Annotated in this window: 18 protein-coding genes and 2 tRNA genes; 3 read left to right on the forward strand and 17 right to left on the reverse strand. The window is 47.2% G+C overall.

Annotated elements, in window-relative coordinates; translation table 11 throughout:
- Window positions 1-5: 5 nt before the first annotated feature.
- The 6 genes from T2812B_RS07415 to T2812B_RS07440 all read right to left on the reverse strand — a co-directional run bounded on the left by T2812B_RS07415 (window position 6) and on the right by T2812B_RS07440 (window position 4,461).
- Entirely contained in the window at window positions 6-776 is a 771-nt protein-coding gene (locus T2812B_RS07415) for an ABC transporter permease (RefSeq protein WP_004081576.1), read from the reverse strand.
- Window positions 773-1,561 carry an ABC transporter permease gene (locus tag T2812B_RS07420; RefSeq protein ID WP_004081575.1) on the reverse strand — a complete coding sequence of 263 codons (789 nt, stop codon included), beginning with the start codon at window positions 1,559-1,561 and terminating at the stop codon, window positions 773-775. The genes T2812B_RS07415 and T2812B_RS07420 overlap by 4 nt, the downstream gene beginning before the upstream one ends.
- A complete protein-coding gene (locus T2812B_RS07425) occupies window positions 1,558-2,664 on the reverse strand; it encodes an ABC transporter ATP-binding protein (RefSeq protein WP_004081574.1) in 1,107 nt (368 codons plus the stop codon). The genes T2812B_RS07420 and T2812B_RS07425 overlap by 4 nt, the downstream gene beginning before the upstream one ends.
- Before the next feature lie 14 nt (window positions 2,665-2,678).
- Entirely contained in the window at window positions 2,679-3,689 is a 1,011-nt protein-coding gene (locus tag T2812B_RS07430; protein ID WP_004081573.1) for an extracellular solute-binding protein, read from the reverse strand.
- A gap of 52 nt (window positions 3,690-3,741) precedes the next feature.
- Window positions 3,742-3,818, reverse strand: a tRNA-Cys gene (locus T2812B_RS07435).
- A gap of 37 nt (window positions 3,819-3,855) precedes the next feature.
- Window positions 3,856-4,461 carry a histidine phosphatase family protein gene (locus tag T2812B_RS07440; protein ID WP_008195182.1) on the reverse strand — a complete coding sequence of 202 codons (606 nt, stop codon included), beginning with the start codon at window positions 4,459-4,461 and terminating at the stop codon, window positions 3,856-3,858.
- A gap of 47 nt (window positions 4,462-4,508) precedes the next feature.
- On the opposite strand from T2812B_RS07440, the gene T2812B_RS07445 reads away from it, so the two are divergent.
- Window positions 4,509-5,495: a hypothetical protein gene (locus tag T2812B_RS07445; protein WP_008195184.1), complete on the forward strand. Its 987-nt coding sequence runs from the start codon at window positions 4,509-4,511 to the stop codon at window positions 5,493-5,495.
- On the opposite strand, the gene sufU is transcribed toward T2812B_RS07445, so the two are convergent.
- Genes sufU through sufC form a run of 5 tightly spaced genes read right to left on the reverse strand, consistent with a single transcriptional unit; the run spans window position 5,473 to window position 10,353 of the window.
- A complete protein-coding gene (sufU, locus tag T2812B_RS07450; RefSeq protein WP_008195186.1) occupies window positions 5,473-5,889 on the reverse strand; it encodes a Fe-S cluster assembly sulfur transfer protein SufU in 417 nt (138 codons plus the stop codon). The two genes, T2812B_RS07445 and sufU, sit on opposite strands and share 23 nt — an antisense overlap.
- Window positions 5,886-7,127: a cysteine desulfurase gene (locus T2812B_RS07455; protein ID WP_008195188.1), complete on the reverse strand. Its 1,242-nt coding sequence runs from the start codon at window positions 7,125-7,127 to the stop codon at window positions 5,886-5,888. The genes sufU and T2812B_RS07455 overlap by 4 nt, the downstream gene beginning before the upstream one ends.
- Entirely contained in the window at window positions 7,105-8,211 is a 1,107-nt protein-coding gene (locus T2812B_RS07460) for a SufD family Fe-S cluster assembly protein (protein WP_008195190.1), read from the reverse strand. The genes T2812B_RS07455 and T2812B_RS07460 overlap by 23 nt, the downstream gene beginning before the upstream one ends.
- 10 nt (window positions 8,212-8,221) lie before the next feature.
- Window positions 8,222-9,616: a Fe-S cluster assembly protein SufB gene (gene sufB / locus T2812B_RS07465; protein ID WP_008195192.1), complete on the reverse strand. Its 1,395-nt coding sequence runs from the start codon at window positions 9,614-9,616 to the stop codon at window positions 8,222-8,224.
- Window positions 9,613-10,353 carry a Fe-S cluster assembly ATPase SufC gene (gene sufC / locus T2812B_RS07470; RefSeq protein ID WP_008195195.1) on the reverse strand — a complete coding sequence of 247 codons (741 nt, stop codon included), beginning with the start codon at window positions 10,351-10,353 and terminating at the stop codon, window positions 9,613-9,615. The genes sufB and sufC overlap by 4 nt, the downstream gene beginning before the upstream one ends.
- 122 nt (window positions 10,354-10,475) lie before the next feature.
- Here sufC and T2812B_RS07475 point away from each other — a divergent pair.
- Both T2812B_RS07475 and T2812B_RS07480 read left to right on the forward strand, forming a co-directional pair.
- A tRNA-Leu gene (locus T2812B_RS07475) sits at window positions 10,476-10,565 on the forward strand.
- A gap of 49 nt (window positions 10,566-10,614) precedes the next feature.
- Complete coding sequence (locus T2812B_RS07480; protein ID WP_008195197.1) at window positions 10,615-10,989, forward strand: cyclophilin-like fold protein; 375 nt, start codon at window positions 10,615-10,617, stop codon at window positions 10,987-10,989.
- On the opposite strand, the gene fliE is transcribed toward T2812B_RS07480, so the two are convergent.
- Genes fliE through ileS form a run of 6 tightly spaced genes read right to left on the reverse strand, consistent with a single transcriptional unit; the run spans window position 10,970 to window position 16,972 of the window.
- The gene (gene fliE, locus T2812B_RS07485) at window positions 10,970-11,254 is read right to left on the reverse strand and encodes a flagellar hook-basal body complex protein FliE (protein ID WP_004081562.1); all 285 of its coding nucleotides are present in this window, start codon (window positions 11,252-11,254) and stop codon (window positions 10,970-10,972) included. The two genes, T2812B_RS07480 and fliE, sit on opposite strands and share 20 nt — an antisense overlap.
- Before the next feature lie 6 nt (window positions 11,255-11,260).
- A complete protein-coding gene (flgC, locus tag T2812B_RS07490) occupies window positions 11,261-11,683 on the reverse strand; it encodes a flagellar basal body rod protein FlgC (RefSeq protein WP_038051032.1) in 423 nt (140 codons plus the stop codon).
- Entirely contained in the window at window positions 11,680-12,063 is a 384-nt protein-coding gene (gene flgB / locus T2812B_RS07495; protein WP_008195203.1) for a flagellar basal body rod protein FlgB, read from the reverse strand. The genes flgC and flgB overlap by 4 nt, the downstream gene beginning before the upstream one ends.
- Before the next feature lie 16 nt (window positions 12,064-12,079).
- Entirely contained in the window at window positions 12,080-13,108 is a 1,029-nt protein-coding gene (prfA, locus tag T2812B_RS07500; RefSeq protein ID WP_008195205.1) for a peptide chain release factor 1, read from the reverse strand.
- Between the two features lie 17 nt (window positions 13,109-13,125).
- Window positions 13,126-14,208 carry a type IV pilus twitching motility protein PilT gene (locus T2812B_RS07505; RefSeq protein ID WP_008195208.1) on the reverse strand — a complete coding sequence of 361 codons (1,083 nt, stop codon included), beginning with the start codon at window positions 14,206-14,208 and terminating at the stop codon, window positions 13,126-13,128.
- Between the two features lie 4 nt (window positions 14,209-14,212).
- Window positions 14,213-16,972 carry an isoleucine--tRNA ligase gene (ileS, locus tag T2812B_RS07510; protein WP_008195210.1) on the reverse strand — a complete coding sequence of 920 codons (2,760 nt, stop codon included), beginning with the start codon at window positions 16,970-16,972 and terminating at the stop codon, window positions 14,213-14,215.
- Window positions 16,973-16,986 lie beyond the last annotated feature (14 nt).

Genomic DNA, 16,986 nt, shown 5'->3' on the forward strand with positions numbered 1-16,986 from the left:
TTCTATCAGAAGATGTACCTCACGAACCTTCTGAGCACAAAACCGATCAGGATAGTCCCGGCGATCATGAAGGTGGAAATGGCGTTGACTGTAGGTGAGATACCGAACCTTATCATGGAGTAGATTTGAATCGGAAGGGTGGTCGACCCTGGCCCAGCCACGAAGAAGGTGATCACAAAATCGTCTATGGAAAGTGTGAAGGCAAGAAGGAAGGCAGCAACTATACCGGGAACGAGATTTGGGATGATCACCCTGTAAAACACCTGGAAGTCCGTACTTCCAAGGTCGTAAGCTGCCTCTATGATGCTCTTGTCGAAATCCTGAAGTCTGGAGTGAACGATCATCATAGTGTACGGAATCGAAAACGTTATGTGCGCGAGTGTTATGGTGAAGAGTCCCAGCTGAACCTTGAACATCGAGAAAAGTAAAAGCAGGGATATACCGATGATCACGTCGGGTACCACGAATGGAAGATACGTGAGAAACCAGATAGAGTTTTCTAACCTGCTCTTTTTCCAGAAGAGTTCTATTGCTGTTAAGGTTCCAATCGCCGTTGATACCGTGCTGGAGACGATGGCCACGATGAGCGAATTTCTGAACGCATGCCAGACCGAATATTCCCGGGTGAACAGCTCCAGGTACCATTTGAGTGTGAAGCCGCTCCAGACAGGAGATTTCGCCGAATTGAAGGACATCAACACCACTATGAAAAGCGGCAAATAGAAGAACACCATTGTCAGGATCACGATGGTTTTTATGAATCTTCCTGGTTTCAACGTTTCTCTCCCCTTTTCATCACAAAGATGATACTCAGGAGAGCGATCAGGGTTAGAATGTTGGACATCGCGGACGCGACGGGCCAGTTTCTGACGGTCAGAAGTTGCCTTACGATCTCGTTTCCTATCATCTTGGAGTTCACGCCACCGACAAGATCGGGTATGGCGTAGGATCCAAGGGCGGGAATGAACACGAAAACGAAGGCTGTGAGAAGACCCGCTCTGACGTTGGGAAGAAGGACTCTGATGAACGTGTACATCCTGCTGGCTCCAAGATCCAGGGATGCTTCAAGGATGCTGTCTTCCACCTTTTCCATGGCAGCGTAAAGAGGAAGTATAGCGAAAGGAAGGTAGGTATAGACTATCACCAGTATGACGGCGAAAGAGTTGTAGAGAAACTGAACGGGGTCAATGCCAAACAAACCGAGAAACTGGTTTACGAGTCCGTTGTTGCCAAGAACTATCTTCCAGGCGTAAATTCTGATGAGAGAGTTGGTCCAGAAGGGTACAACCGTCAAAAGCAAAAGAAAGTTTTTCAGCTTACTTCTAGCTATGTAGAAGGCAACGGGAACCGCCACGACGAGGGTAATGAGCGTCGCAACGCCAGCGATCCAGACGGATCTCCAGATGAGCGCCAGGTACCTGGGAAGATAGCTATACGCTTCGAGGGAAAAGCTCCACTTGACCCCACCATATATCTGTGGCTCCAGAAAGCTATAAACAAAAACTATTGAGATGGGAAGAATGAAAAGAAAGAGCAACCACAGAAAGTACACGTACTTCATTCTTCAAGCACCTCTACAATGAAGCTGTCATCTGGATTCCATGTGATGAACACTTCATCTTCCCATTTTATGATCGGCTCATCGAGTATGTACCTTGCATGTTGCTTGTAAACTTTCATTATGTAGCCTTCGTCGAGTCGAACGAAGTACTTCGTCTGGTGCCCCATGTATATTTCCTCATCCACAACTCCGTGAAATACATTGAAGGTTTCCTCGGAACGAAACTGTTTCCTTGAGATTCTGATCTTTTCGGGTCTAAGGGTGATGAGCAATCTATCACCCTTCTTTGCTTCCTTGTCTCTGTAACACCTGAACTGGCCGATTCCCGGACTTTCTACGACGTAATATTCATCTTCCACTTCAACAACCTCGGCTTTCATGAGGTTCGTTTCTCCGATGAAAGTCGCTGCAAAGACGTTGACCGGGCTCTCATACACCTCGTAGGGAGTTCCAACCTGAACGATTTCTCCTTCGTTCATGAGGGCGACTCTGTCTGAAACACTGATTGCTTCAGCCTGATCGTGTGTTACGTAAATGAAGGTGATACCGACTCTGTCATGAAGGTTGTCGAGCTCGACAAGGAGTTCCTGTCTCAGTTTTGCGTCGAGAGCGCTCAGCGGTTCATCGAGAAGGAGGACCCTCGGCTCGTTGGCGAGGGCCCTCGCTATCGCCACTCTCTGCTTCTGACCACCAGACAGTTGGGAAGGCATTTTCTGAGCGTGTTCTTCCATTCTTATGAGCGAAAGCAGTTCGTTCACTCTCTGATTTATTTCGTTCTCGGATAGTTTTTTGAGTTTCAAGGGGAACGCGATGTTTTCAAAAACTGTGAGATGAGGGAACAGAGCGTAGTTCTGAAATATGATGTTCACGGGCCTTTTGTTCGGAGGCAAATTCAGTATCGACTTTCCATCCAGGAGAACATCTCCACTTTCCACACCCTCGAAGCCCGCTATCACACGAAGAAGCGTTGTTTTTCCACAACCCGATGGGCCGAGTATGGAGAAAAACTCTCCTTTCTTTATATCCAGGGAAACGTTCTTCAAAACCTGGAAATCATCGAAAAATTTGCTGACGTTCTTTATTGAAACTTCTCCTCCGATCAATTTCTCTCACTCCGTCACATGATGATCTCGAGCCATATTTTGTTGTAAAGTTCGAGGGCTTCTCCCACGTCTTCAATGAATTCACAGTTTTTGAGATCTTCTATGGTGTAAATGGGTTCTGTCTGCATGTACTTTCTGGCTTCTACGTTCGGTGAGGGAAGACCGAGATAATCCGCTATCTTCGCTGCGTTTTCTGGCTCGAGAATGAAGTTGATGAACTTGTAGGCGAGATCCACGTTCTTTGCCCCTTTGGGGATCACCATGTTGTCGATCCACAACGTACCGCCTTCTTTTGGTATGAAGAAGTCGAAGTATTTTTCCTCTCCTTCGGGTATCCTCTGATAGACGTCTTCCGCGTATCCGTGCACCACCCAGTACTCACCAGAAACGATACCATCGGCGTACGAGGAGGCGTCGAATTTGGCTATGTTCTTCTTCCATCTGAGAACAACCTGTTTCGCTTCTTCCAGTTCTTTCGGGTTCTTCGTGTTAACGGAGTATCCGAGATACTTCAAAGCAGCGCCGAGGACTTCTCTCATGTCGTCGAGGAGAGTCATTCTTCCCCTGAGGTCTTCTCTATCGAAGATGGACCAGGATTTCTCGTACTCTTTCACGTATTTTTTGTTCACGATGACGACAGTAGACCCCATCATGTAAGGAACGCTGTACTCATGGTTGGGATCGTAAGTGGTCTTCGCGAGGATGTCTTTATCGAGATATTTGAAGTTCGGTATCTTAGAAAGATCGAGTTTCTGGAGCATTCCTTCTTTTTTCATTATCGAGACATAGTCACCGGAAGGGAATATCAGATCGTAGCCTTTTCCACCACCGGCTTTGAACTTGGCGTACATTTCTTCGTTTGAAGCGTAGGTGTCATACACCACACGGCAATCGTACTTCTCTTCGAATGCTCTGATCACGTCTTCAGGAATGTAATCGGCCCAGTTGTAGATGTAGAGGGTGGCCTTCGCGAAGATCGGGATCGCCAGGACTACCAGCAGGACAAGAAACACCTTTTTCATCATCAATACCTCCCTTCTTCCAATATAAAAAGCCAGGCCGTGTAGCCTGGCTCTCTGGAGGCGGCGGTGGGATTCGAACCCACGAATAGGGATTTTGCAGACCCCCGCCTTTGACCGCTTGGCTACGCCGCCATCCACATAGAATATAATACCACATATGTGGGGGTGTTCAAGATTCCTTAAGGTGACACGTATCGTTCAACAAAACAAGCCTCGGTTTGCTCTCTATTTCCACCACACTGAGGGACGCGTTGTCCAGCTTGAAATTTCTGTGAAGGTAAAGAGGAAGCCCGAGGACCCAGCAGATGAAAGCTCTCAAAGACAGAGAGTGTGATACGATGACCACGTTCTCTGAACCGTTCAACTTCTCCTGTGAGACGATCTTCATGATCGCCTTCACTACGCGATTCTGTACATTTCTCATGGATTCTAAACCTTCCATTCCAAAATTTGGATCCGATGACCACTTCTTGAACTCCACAGGATACTCCCTGATAGCCTCTTCCACTGTGAGACCGTTCCAGAGTGATATTTCACATTCTCTCAGATCTTCTTCGACGATGATTTCTTTTTCAAAGCGCCTGGCAATCTCTTCTGCTGTCTCGAGGCTTCTTTTGAGGGGACTCGAGTAAATGGCATCGACTCTTTCCAGGCTGTTTGCCAGCTTTTTTGCCTGTTCTCTTCCTTTTTCGTTGAGAGGAACATCCGTGATTCCCTGCCACAGACCCTTTTCGTTCCAGATGGTTTCGCCGTGTCTTATGAGATAGAGTTTCATACTTCTATGCACCTCTTTGTGTTAGACTTTGATTGGAGGTGATCGGGTTGAGAAAACTTTCAATCGTCTTTCTGATAGTCGTTTCCGCCCTTGTTTTCTCCTGGAGCGGTCACGAAGGTTTGACCTACTACATCGTGAAAGATATTGTACCAGATGAGATGGTCACCATCACACCGTACAACTACCAGGAAAACAGAGTTTACAATCTCTCAAAACTCGTTCTTGAAGACGTGTGTGGTCAAGACACGATATCTGCCTGGGAAGGAGCGATTTTACCTCCAAATCCCTCTCCTGAAGACGGAAAGGTTCCTGTCTGGCAGATCCTGACCGTGTACTCTTCGGAGCCGGATTGGGGAATGGACCAGGGCCTCGATCTGTCACCGTATCAGTTCCTCATAGGAAACAGTCAGGGTGTGCGTCACATGAAGTATCGAATCCTTGGCCTCGAGTTCTTCGAAGCGGACAAGAGTTTTTACTACTTCCACGATATGGCAAAAGAAGCCTTTAGAAAGGGAGACAGATATTGGGGATACAGGTTCCTCGCCAGGGCTCTCCACTACATCGAAGATCTATCGCAGCCCTATCACAACACTCCGGGTGAGATGGGGGAAATCTTTCAGGCACTCTTCGACAGATCCATCATGAAGATGTTGATGAACGCCCATTACGTGTACGATGATTATTTAGCGTATCTCATCTACTCCGGAGATGAAGAAACGATAAAGACGATCGAAGAAGCTACACCTGTATTTTTGAAGTCCGAGTGGCACCTCGTTCAGGAAGTGAGAAAACTCGCTTTATCGTACTTTCCAAAGGTCCACAGAGAGATAAAGAAGGTCTTTGGAGAAAAACTGAAAGAAAGAACGGGTGATCTGGAAAGCTTCACCGTTATCTCTGTTGAAGAATTCAGAGAGGCGGATCAGAGAGGAGACCTCGTTCTTTTGAAACGTTACACCCTTGAACTCATAGGGAAAGTATCTTCGTATCTGAAGGGATACCTCATAGATTTTCTCAAGGCCGTGAAATCTTTTTGAGCGCCTCTTTCAGGGTTTTCCAGGCAAGAATGAAACACTTCACCCTCGCGGGGTAGTTCTTTATGTCTGACATGAGTGTTACGTTCTTCAACTTTCCCTCATCGAAGTTTTCGCCCCGACTCATTTTTTCTGCCTCTTCGATGAGGGAGAATATTTCTTCTACTCTTTCTCCGACGATCCTCTCCAGCATCAGAGAAGCCGAAGCCTGACTGATGACACATCCCATTCCCTCGAACTTGGCGTCTTTCACAACACCGTCTTCCACCTTCAAGTAGAGCGTGATTTCGTCGCCACAAGAGATGTTCTTTCCCTCTTCGATAACGGTGGCATCGTTCAGTTTTCCTCTGAATCTTTTGGAATTTGCGTAGTCCAGTATGGCTTCCGAGTACATCATCTTGAAAACCACTCCTTTACTTTTTTCACACCTTCAACGAGAATTTTAACATCTTCTTCCGTGTTGTAGATGTAAAAACTGGCTCTGCAGGTGGAGTTTGGAAAGTCAATTTGCGACTGTTCTTTCAAAATGCTCATCAGAGGCTGTGCGCAGTGGTGCCCACTCCTCACGGCTATTCCAAACTCCTGATCGAGAATGTGAGCCACGTCGTGCGGGTGTATTCCCTTTATATTGAACGAGACTATCCCGTGCTGTCTTTCGTCGAGTGGGCCGTAGATTTCCACTCCGCCGATTTTCATCATCTCTTTCAAGGCCATCTGGGTGAGCTGTTCTATCTTTTCATGGACCGCATTGAAACCTGTTTCCTTCAGATACCTCAGGGCTTCCCTGGATGCGACTATATCCGCTATGTTTGGAGTTCCCGCTTCGAACTTGTAAGGTAATTCGTTGAATGTGACGTCTTCGAGGGACACTCTGTCGATCATCTCTCCGCCGTAGAGAAACGGTTCCATCTGTTCCATCAGCTCTCTCTTTCCGTAAAGCACACCCACACCGGTGGGACCGAGCATCTTGTGAAGTGAAAAGGCAAGAAAATCTACTCCTATCTCCTTCGGTTTCACCGGTTCATGAGGGATCAGTTGAGCACCGTCCAGGAGAATGATGGAATTAGGAAAGACGTTTCTCAGCTCTTCAACGGGTATTCTCTGGCCGGTCACGTTGGAAAGGCCTGTTATGGCAACAACTTTCGGGTTTTTGTCTCTGTGTTTCAACAAGTCATCCATCTCGAGTGTTCCGAATCTTCCCGAGGGTCTGATGAAGTCGATCCTGTACCCATGGAATTTCGAAAGTCTGAGCCAGGGTACAAAGTTCGCGTGGTGTTCCAGAAGGGAAACCAGAACCAGATCGTCCTCTTTCAGTATGCCACTCCTCAGAAGGGACACCACAACGAGATTTATGGCCATGGTGGTGCCCGAGGTGAAGATTATCTCCTGCGGAGAAACACCCAGGAACTCTGCAAATTCCTCCCTGGTCTCCTCGAGTTCGGTGGTGGCACGCACAGCGAGAGTGTGAACCGCTCTGTGAACGTTCGCGTAGCTGTTGTAGTAGAATTCTTCCAGCTTTTTCACGACCTGTTTTGGCTTCAGTGTAGTGGCTGCGCTGTCCAGATAAACGATCCTTTTTCCGTTAATCTTCATCTTCAGGGTGGGAAAGTCCTCATACAATCCTGTTGACAACATTTTCTACCTCTCCCTTCACCGACTCGTCTAGTTCGTCGAGCAGCTCGTTGAACACCCCACGCACGATCAATTTCTTGGCTTCTATCTCGTCAACGCCTCTGGTCATCAGATAGAAGAGTTCGTCTTCATCGAGAGAGGAAGAACTCGCAGAGTGTGAAGCGGTGACATCGTTCTCGTCCACCCAGAGACTTGGAATGGCATCCATTCGGGCGTTTGGTGAGAGAATGAGTGTGTGTTCTGTTTCTTCTGCGACGATGTTCTTAGAACCTCTTTTCACATCCAGGATTCCACGGAAAACGATCTTTCCAGCGCCATCCACTACACCGTTTCCCTTCAACTTTCCTTCGGCGTCTTCTCCCTCAAATCTCATGAGGTAGAGCAAATCGGTTATTCCTGATTCATTCTGGTAGAAGAACGATTTCATATCGGCTTTGCTCGATTTGTTCAATTTCACAAGGATATGCCCGGTTTTTCTGTGGCCGAACGCTTTGAAATCCCTCAACACGAGTCTTGCACCTTCTTCGAGAACGATGAACACGTTGTCGAAAGAAAAATTCCCAAAAAAGTCCAGATTGAAGAACTTCAGCGATGCGTTCTTTTTCACCAGGATCCTCATCACCGTATTTCTGAATCGATCCGTGCTGGAGAGCTTGTAGATCTCCGCCTCTTTTTCGACGACCACGAGTACGTTTTCGATCCCGTCTCCGTTGAATCTCATTACGTGTCTTCCATCGTCGTATACTCTGAAGTCCGTAAAGAACGTATCTCCAAGAAGAACGAATTTCCTGTGAGCACCTTCAAAGTCCAGCTTTTCAAGGAGCGAAATATCAACATCGAGGTCTATCCGCTTGAAAGACAATTCTGGAAGAGACATGCCATCGAGATTACATCTTTTCCATCTCGGAAATCCCCATTCTTTGTACTCCTGGTACTTCTTCTTTCTCCACTCTTTCAGAGGGCCACCGGTGTTCTCCAGGGCCTTTTCAAGCACTTCGTAGTCGTAATCGTTTTCGGAAAAAATCTGAGGAGTTTCCCAAACAACCGCTTTTTCACCGTCATGTTCTATCACCAGAGTCTTTTCCATAATGAACACCTCACCCTATGCTCTTCTCTATTTCCAGTTCGAGTAACTTGTTCAGCTCAACAGCGTATTCGAATGGAAGCTCTTTCACCACGGGTTCAACGAATCCCTTTACTATCATCGCCTTCGCTTCCTGTTCAGAGAGCCCCCTGCTCATGAGGTAGAAAATCTGGTCTTCTCCTATTCTTCCAATCCTCGCTTCGTGCCCGACGTCTGCCTTGTCTGTTTCCACTTCTATGATCGGAACGGTATCACTCTTCGATCGATTGTCGAGCATCAAAGCCGCGCACTCAACGGAGGCCTTGCTCTTCACGGCTTCCCTTGTGATTTTCAAAAGGCCCCTGTAGAAAGCCCAACCTCCACCGAGAGAAATGCTCTTTGCGCTGACGATCGAACTTGTGTATGGAGCGAGGTGAACAACCTTGGAACCGGTGTCCATGTGCTGTCCCGGCCCCGCGTAAGTGATGGACATGCTCTCTGCCCTTGCTCCTTTTCCCTTGAGTATGGTCATTGGGTACAGCATTGTCTTCTGACTTCCCAGTGAGCCCGAGACCCAGGTCATCGACCCTTCTTCGTCGACTATCGATCTCTTTGTGTTGAGGTTGTACGTGTTCTTGCTCCAGTTCTGAATAGTGAGGTACTTGACCTTTGCGCCTTTTTTGACGTATATTTCGACCATTCCAGCGTGAAGGTTGATGATGTTGTACCTTGGAGCAGAACAACCCTCTATGAAGGTAACTTCACTGCCTTCTTCAGCAACTATGATGGTGTGCTCGAACTGCCCCATACCGGGATTGCTCATCAGAAAATACGCCTGAAGCGGCATGGGAATTTTCACACCCGCCGGGACGTACAAGAAGGTTCCACCGCTCCATATGGCTCCATGAAGAGCAGCGAACTTGTGATCGGTGATGGGGACGAGTTTCATGAAGTATTTCTTCACAAGATCGGGGTACTCCCTCACAGCGCTTTCCATATCGAGGAAGATAACGCCCATCTTTTCAAGCTCTTTCTTCATGTTCTGATAGACGATCTCCGAGTCGAGCTGAGCTCCCACACCCGCGAGGTACTTTCTTTCCGCTTCCGGTATTCCAAGTTTATCGAAAGCCTCCTTTACCTCTTCTGGAACTTCGTCCCAGGAAGTGCCCTTCTTCGCGTCGGGTTTTATGTAGGAGACTATCTTTCCGAGGTCGAGGCCGGATATGTCCACTCCGAATCTGGGATTGTGCCACTCGTTGAACACTTTCAGTGATTCTAGCCTGTGCTTTAACATCCACTCTGGCTCATCTTTTGCGCGGGATATTTCCACTATCAGCTTTTCGTCAAGACCGGGAGGTGCTTTGTAGGCGGTTTTCACTTTTGGCACGAAATTGAATCGTGAATCGTCAATTATCAGTCTTTCCATCATCTCACACCCTCCAGGGAGTATCCCTTCTCTTCTATTTCGTCTGCCAGTTCCGGACCGCCGCTTGTGACTATACGTCCATCTACGTAAACGTGAACCTTATCTATTCTCTTCAAGTGATCGAGGAGTCTTTTGTAGTGCGTGATGATGAGAAGTGTCACTCCCTCTTCGTTCAGTCTGGCTATCAGATTTGCGATCAATCTCAGCGCATCGACATCGAGACCCGAGTCTATCTCATCGAGGATAAGTAGTTTTGGTCGAAGGAAGAGACTCTGAAGGATCTCAGACCTTTTCTTTTCTCCACCGGAAAATCCGACGTTCAGGTACCTTTCTAGGAAATCCTTGTCTAAACCGAGTTTTTCAGCGGTTTCCTCGAGTTCTTTCCTCAACTCCAGGTAGTTTTTATCCTCTCCATGAATCCTCCGATGAGCTGTGATGAGAAACTGAGAAAGCTTCACTCCCTCAACTTCGTATGGATTCTGAAAAGTCATCATTATACCAAGTTTTGCTCTCTCATTTGGGGGCAGATCCTTTATGGAATTTCCTTCAAAAACGATGTCTCCTTCCGTCACAATGTATCTGGGATTTCCCATGATGACGTTCGCGAGGGTCGATTTTCCGCTACCGTTTGGGCCCATGAGAACGTGGACTTCTCCCTTTTCTATCTCCAGATTCACACCCTTCAATATTTCCTTGTCTTCGTCTCTCAGCTTCGCGTGCAGATCGACAATTCTGAGCATTTCGTTCCCTCCTCTTATGTTTTCCTAATTGATTATAACACATGTGCGGTTGTTATGAATAAGTTTTGATTTTTGTAAGGTTGAAATAATCTTTCTGCCTGTGTGATATAATAAAAAGATGAGCCGGGGTGGCGGAATTGGCAGACGCAGCGGACTTAAAATCCGCTGGGGTTCACAACCCCGTGTCGGTTCGAGTCCGATCCCCGGCACCACCCGGGCACCTCCAAAAAGGTGCCCTTCTTCTTTGAGGAGGGAGCGAACATGAGAGTTGAACTCCTCTTTGAAAGTGGAAAATGTGTGATAGATCTCAATGAGGAATACGAGATCGTCAGATTGTTGAAGGAAAAAATTCCATTCGAAAGTGTCGTGAACACTTGGGGCGAGGAGATATACTTTTCAACTCCTGTGAACGTTCAGAAGATGGAAAACCCAAGGGAAATAGTTGAAATAGGAGACGTTGGATACTGGCCTCCGGGAAAAGCACTGTGTCTGTTCTTTGGGAAAACTCCCATAAGCGACGATAAAATTCGACCAGCGAGCGCTGTAAACGTGATAGGAAAGATCGTGGAAGGGCTGGAAGATCTGAAAAAAATAAAAGACGGCGAAAGAGTCGCCGTCAGATTTGCATCCTCATGATGTCTCTGTAGGCTTCCACGATTCTGTTTCTCACTTCGACGGTGAGCCTCAACGCTATGGAAGCCTTCTCGGCTTCTATTATAACCTCGTGTATGTTGCTTATCCTGCCCTGGGCGAAATCATCCGCTGCCTTCTCGGCTTTTTTCTGTATGTCGTTTACCTTTTCCAGGGCTTCTTTCAGCGCTTCTGAAAAGTTGTTTTCACTTTTCTTTTGAGTCTTTCCACTCTGGCTCAAAGGACCGAGTCCCTCTATCCTGTCAACCATCACCCATTACCCCCTTCCTATCTGAAGGGCGCTGTTCACCATAGCCTTTGTCACATTGAAAGCCGCCACGTTCGCATCGTATGCTCTCTGCGCGTTTATCAGATCCACCATTTCTCTGACGATATTTACGTTGGGCATCCTCACGTATCCGTTCTCATCCGCGTCAGGGTGCGTAGGATCGTACACGAGTCTGAACGGTGAAGGGTCTTCCTCTATTTTTACAACTTTCACTCCAGCGCTTTCTATTTTACCATTTGGTGTTCTTCTCAGATACTCGGCGAACACAGGCACCTTTCTCCTGTAAGGTTCTCCTGTTTCTGTTCTGGTGGTTTCAGCGTTCGCTATGTTTGTTGAGACGATCTCGACTCTGAGTCTTTGAGCGGACATTCCAGTTGCGCTGATGTTCATGATATCAAATTCGCTCATCATCTGACACCCCTCAGCACGGCATTGTACCTATCTATGTTCAGCGACATGAGCCTGGTGAGCACCTGATACCTGAGCCCGTTCTTCACAAGCTGGACCATCTCGTAGTCGATATCAACGTTGTTTCCATCGTTTCTCATGGTGGTCGTGTTGTCCACAAGAACACGTGGTTCTACGACACTCTTTGAACCGATGAGATGCTTTTCGTTTGTCTTTGAGAGCTTCAGTTTCATTTCTGATTCCTTCAAGAACTCCTCGAATGCCACGTATTTTCTCTTGTAACCGGGCGTGCTCACGTTCGCTATGTTCAGTGAGTGAATGTTCTGTCTCAAAAGAGTAACGTCCATCGCCTGTTTCAACGTGTAGAAGTTCGAGTTGAACATCTTCACACCTCCACTATTACTTTTCTTCGACTGAGGCTCCGATTCCTAAAACTTCCTCGAGGTTGTTTTCTATGTCGTGTTCTATGAGCTTCGATATGATTTCGTCCAGGTCTCCATCGAGGATTTCCTGCAGTCTGTAAGAGGTGTAGTTTATTCTGTGATCCGTAACCCTGTTCTGGGGGAAGTTGTAAGTTCTGATTTTTTCGCTTCTCTCGCCGGTTCCTATCTGTGATTTTCTCTTCTGTGAGATCTCCCTTTCTTTCTGTTCCTTCTGTAGCTGGTAGAGCCTTGCCCTGAGGATCCTCAGAGCGGTTTGCTTGTTCTGATACTGAGATCTTTCGTTCTGACACGACACCACTATTCCCGTTGGAAGATGTGTGATCCTCACAGCGGATTCGGTCTTGTTGACGTACTGTCCACCGTGTCCCGATGCCCTGAAGGTTTCTATCTTCAAGTCTTCCGGCCTGATTTCTATATCCTTTTCTTCAATCTCCGGAAGAACAGCAACGGTAGCGGTGGACGTGTGGATCCTCCCTCCAGACTCTGTGACAGGAACTCTCTGGACTCTATGAACACCGCTTTCGTACTTCAAAATACCGTAAGCGTTCTTTCCTTTTACGAAGAAGACCACTTCTTTTATTCCGCCGAGATCCGTTTCGTGAATTTCAGCGACTTCGAGGTTCCAGCCTTTTCTTTCTGCGTACCTGGTGTACATTCTGAACAGATCCCGCGCGAAGAGAGCTGCTTCTTCTCCACCCGTGCCTGGTCTGATTTCTACGATTGCTTTATCGCTCGCTTCTGGAGAAAGAAGCAAGAGCAGTTCCTGATAGAGCTGATCGAGTTCTTTCTCGTACTTTTCTATCTCCAGTTCGCTTTCTCCCTCCTCTCTCAAGAGTTCGATGAACTCCTGAGTTTCTTTTATTCTGTTTGCGATACTCTCTATCTCTTCTATCTTTGCGTATTCTATTCCGTAGTTTTTCATCTGTTCGGGAGTCAGATCTGGCCTGGCGAGGAGCTTTTCGATCTCTTTTTTCTTTTCTTTCACTATCGAGGAGATCTTCTCTACGAGGGCTTCATTCCTAATCTTCGAGCCACCTCCTCCTGGTTCCTGGCAAACTGCAGAGCGGATTCTCTGGATATCTCTCCTTTGAGTGCGGCTTTCACGAGTGCGTCATCGAAGAGGACCATTCCGTGCCTTGCACCAGCCTGTATCAGAGATTCGAGCTGGTGGAGCTTGTTCTCTCTTATCAGGTTCCTCACGGCAGGAGTTCCCACCATGATCTCCAGGATCGGAGTGAATCCTATTCCGTTGGCTTTCGGGACAAGTCTCTGATAAATCACGGCGATCAAGGTGTTTGCGAGCTGAAGTGCGATCTGTCTTTGCTGATGTGCCGGGAAAACATCTATGATTCTCTCAGGTGCGGAAGCTGCGGAGTTCGTGTGAACCGTGGCAAGAACGAGGTGTCCCGTTTCCGCCGCGGTGAGAGCGAGAGCCATTGTTTCAAGATCCCTCATTTCCCCCACAAGGATCACATCCGGATCCTGCCTCAGAGCGTACTTCAATCCGTTGTAGAAAGAGTCCGTGTCTGAGCCGAGTTCTCTCTGGTGAATCACAGATTTTTTGTTTGTGAAAACGTATTCTATCGGGTCTTCTATCGTTATTATGTGGTGTGGGAAATTTTCGTTGATGTGATCTATCATGGCGGCGAGTGTGGTGGATTTTCCGCTTCCTGTAGGACCAGCCACCAATATCAAGCCGTACTTTCTCTCAACGAATGTTTTCAAGATCTCTGGTAGTCCCAGTTCCTGGAAAGTTCTGATCTTTTTTGGTATCAACCTGAAAGCGAGAGCGGGGTTCTTTCTCTCGTAGTAGAGGTTTCCCCTCACCCTTATCGCTTCTGCCACGGTAAAGGAAAAATCCACTTCTTTCGTTTTAGGTGGGAACGGCTGTCCGATCTCAGCGAACAGATCTTTCAGAGCGTTCATTATGGATTCTTTTGTGAGTTTTCCGTATTTCTCTTGTGGTACGAGTTTCCCGTCTATACGGTAATAAGGAGGGCAACCCACCGAGATGTGCACATCGGTTGCCCTCAAACCGTACGCTTCTGTGATAATCTTCAGAAAAGAAACTTTCATGTCTTCCACGCTGTCACTTCCTTTCTCCTTTCAAAACTGCCAGACACCTTGGACAAACTCCCGGGAAATCTTCGGAAGTAGAGATCTCCGTTGTGTATTTCCAGCACCTCTGACATTTTTCACCCTCTGCATGTTTGACGGTCACCTCTACCAGTTCTCCTTTCAGTTCTCCCGAAGTATCCGAAAGGGATACCTTCGATACTATGAAGAGTTCTTCGAGTATGTCTCTGTATTTTTCCAGAAGCGCTTTGATGGTGTCATTTTTGGGTACAAGTACGACCTCAGCATCGAGGGAGTGACCGATCACATCTTGTTGTCTCTTCTCCTCGAGGGCCTTCAACACGTCTTCTCTTATAGAGAGTAGTTTTTCGAAATCTTCCATGAGCTTTCTATCGATGAACTCTTCTCTGTACTCTGGCCAGTATTCCGCCTGAACCGTTTTGTATTTTCTGTCCTTTTCATGAAGGTGGGAGTAAACCTCTTCCATCGTGAAAGTCATGATGGGTGCAAGGATCTTCATCAGAGAGATGAGTATTTCGTGCATCACCGTCTGCGCCGATCTTCTGTATATTGAATCTTTCGCTTCCACGTAGAGTCTGTCCTTTACGACGTCCAGGTAGAGAGAACTGAGTTCCGTTGTGCAGTATTTCACCACGAGATTGTAAACCTTCGAGAATTCGTAGCTGTCGTAATATTCGGTGGCGCGTTTTATGATCTCCTGCAGTCGTCCAAGAGCCCATCTGTCGATCGTCAAGAGTTTTTCATGAGGAACTCTGTCGAGTTCGGGATCGAAGTCTTCCAGATTTCCAAGGAGGAATCGGAACGTGTTTCTTATCTTCCTGTAAACTTCTGTTTGTTGTTCGACGATCCTCATGGATATCTTTATGTCGTTGAAGTAGTCGCTGCTCGCAAGCCACAGTCTCAGAATCTCGGCACCGTATTTTTCCACCACTTCCATGGGATCCACTACGTTTCCGAGGGACTTGCTCATCTTTCTTCCTTGTTCGTCCTTTATAAATCCGTGTGTTAGCACTTCTTTGTAAGGTGCGGACCCCCTCTTTGCGACGGCAAGGAAGATGGAAGAATGGAACCATCCCCTGTGCTGATCGCTACCTTCAAGGTACATATCGAGGGGGAACGGGTGATCTTCTCTCTTCGTGGTTATGTATTCGAAGGAGGCACCAGAATCTATCCACACGTCGAGTGTGTCCAGCATTTTTTCGAAAGATCGCTTGCCGCATTTTGGACACACGAAATCTTCGGGGATGAGTTCTTCCACCTCTTTTTCAAACCAGGCGTTTGTACCTTCTTTTTCAACGATTTTCATGAAGTGTTCTATCACCTTCGGATCGAGAACCACTTCTCCGCATTCCTTACATTTCACCGCTGGTATGGGAGTTCCCCAGACACGCTGTCTTGAGATACACCAGTCGGGCCTTTCCTCCACCATGGATCTGATCCTGTTCCGGCCCCATTCCGGTATCCACTTCACCTTGTCTATTTCTTCCAGCACTCTCTGTCTGAGGTTGTTGTGATCCACAGAAATGAACCACTGCTCGGTTGCTCTGAAGATCACAGGCCCCTTACAGCGCCAGCAGTGTGGGTAGGAGTGTGTGATACTTGACGCGTGAACCAGGATTCCTTTTTTCTTCAGATCCTCTATGATCACCTCGTTGGCATCTTCTATGAACATTCCCTTGTATTTTCCCGCTTCTTCCGTGAAACGTCCCTCCTCATCAACGGGAGAGACGATGGGAAGACCGTATTTCACATGACCGTAGATGTAGTCTTCCTCACCGTGACCGGGGGCTATGTGGACACAGCCTGTTCCCGTTTCGAGAGATACGTAATCGGCAAGAATGACTCTGGAGGTCCTGTCATCGAAGATGGGATGAACGAACTCTTTTCCTTCCAGATCCTTTCCTTTTATTTTCTCGACGACATTGGAACAATCGATTCCAGTCTCTTTCGAAAAAGCATCGAGAAGATCCGTTGCGATGACCCATTTCTCTTCTCCGACTTTCACCACCGAGTATTCGTAATCGGGGTGCAGAGCGATACCAACGTTTGCCGGCAGTGTCCAGGGTGTTGTGGTCCATATCACGATGAAGAAATTCGGATCTTCTTTTGATCTGAACTTCACGTATATGGAAGGAGATTTATGATCGTGGTATTCGATTTCCGCTTCCGCGAGGGCAGTTCTGCATCTCGGACACCAGTAGATGGGTTTCAAAGATCTGTAAACGTTTCCCTGTTCTACAAGGGTTTTGAAAACATCCAGTATTTTCACCTCGTAGTCTGGCTTCAACGTGATGTATGGATTTTCCCAATCTCCGCGAACGCCGAGTCTTTTAAATTCTTCTCTCTGTATATCAACGAATCTGAGAGCGAATTCCTCACACTTCTTTCTGATCTCTGCGGGTGACATTTCTTTTATCTTTTCACCCAACTCCTGAGACACCCTGTGTTCTATGGGAAGACCGTGAGTGTCCCAGCCTGGAACGTACGGTGCCCTGTATCCTCTCATCGTTTTGTATTTGACAACGATGTCCTTCAGAATCTTGTTCAGGGCCGTTCCAATGTGGATGTGACCGTTTGCGTAAGGGGGTCCATCGTGCAGGACAAAAAGGGGTTTTCCTTTTCTCTGTTCGAGTACGTAGTTGTAAAGGTCCATCTTTTCCCATTCTTCGAGAAAAACTTTTTCTTTGTTCACCAAGTTTGCCTTCATTGGAAATGAAGTTTTTGGCAAGTTCAGTGTGTTTTTGTATTCCATAAACTTTTCACACC

The organism is Thermotoga sp. 2812B, from assembly GCF_000789335.1.
In the GTDB taxonomy this organism is placed as follows: Bacteria; Thermotogota; Thermotogae; order Thermotogales; family Thermotogaceae; genus Thermotoga; species Thermotoga maritima.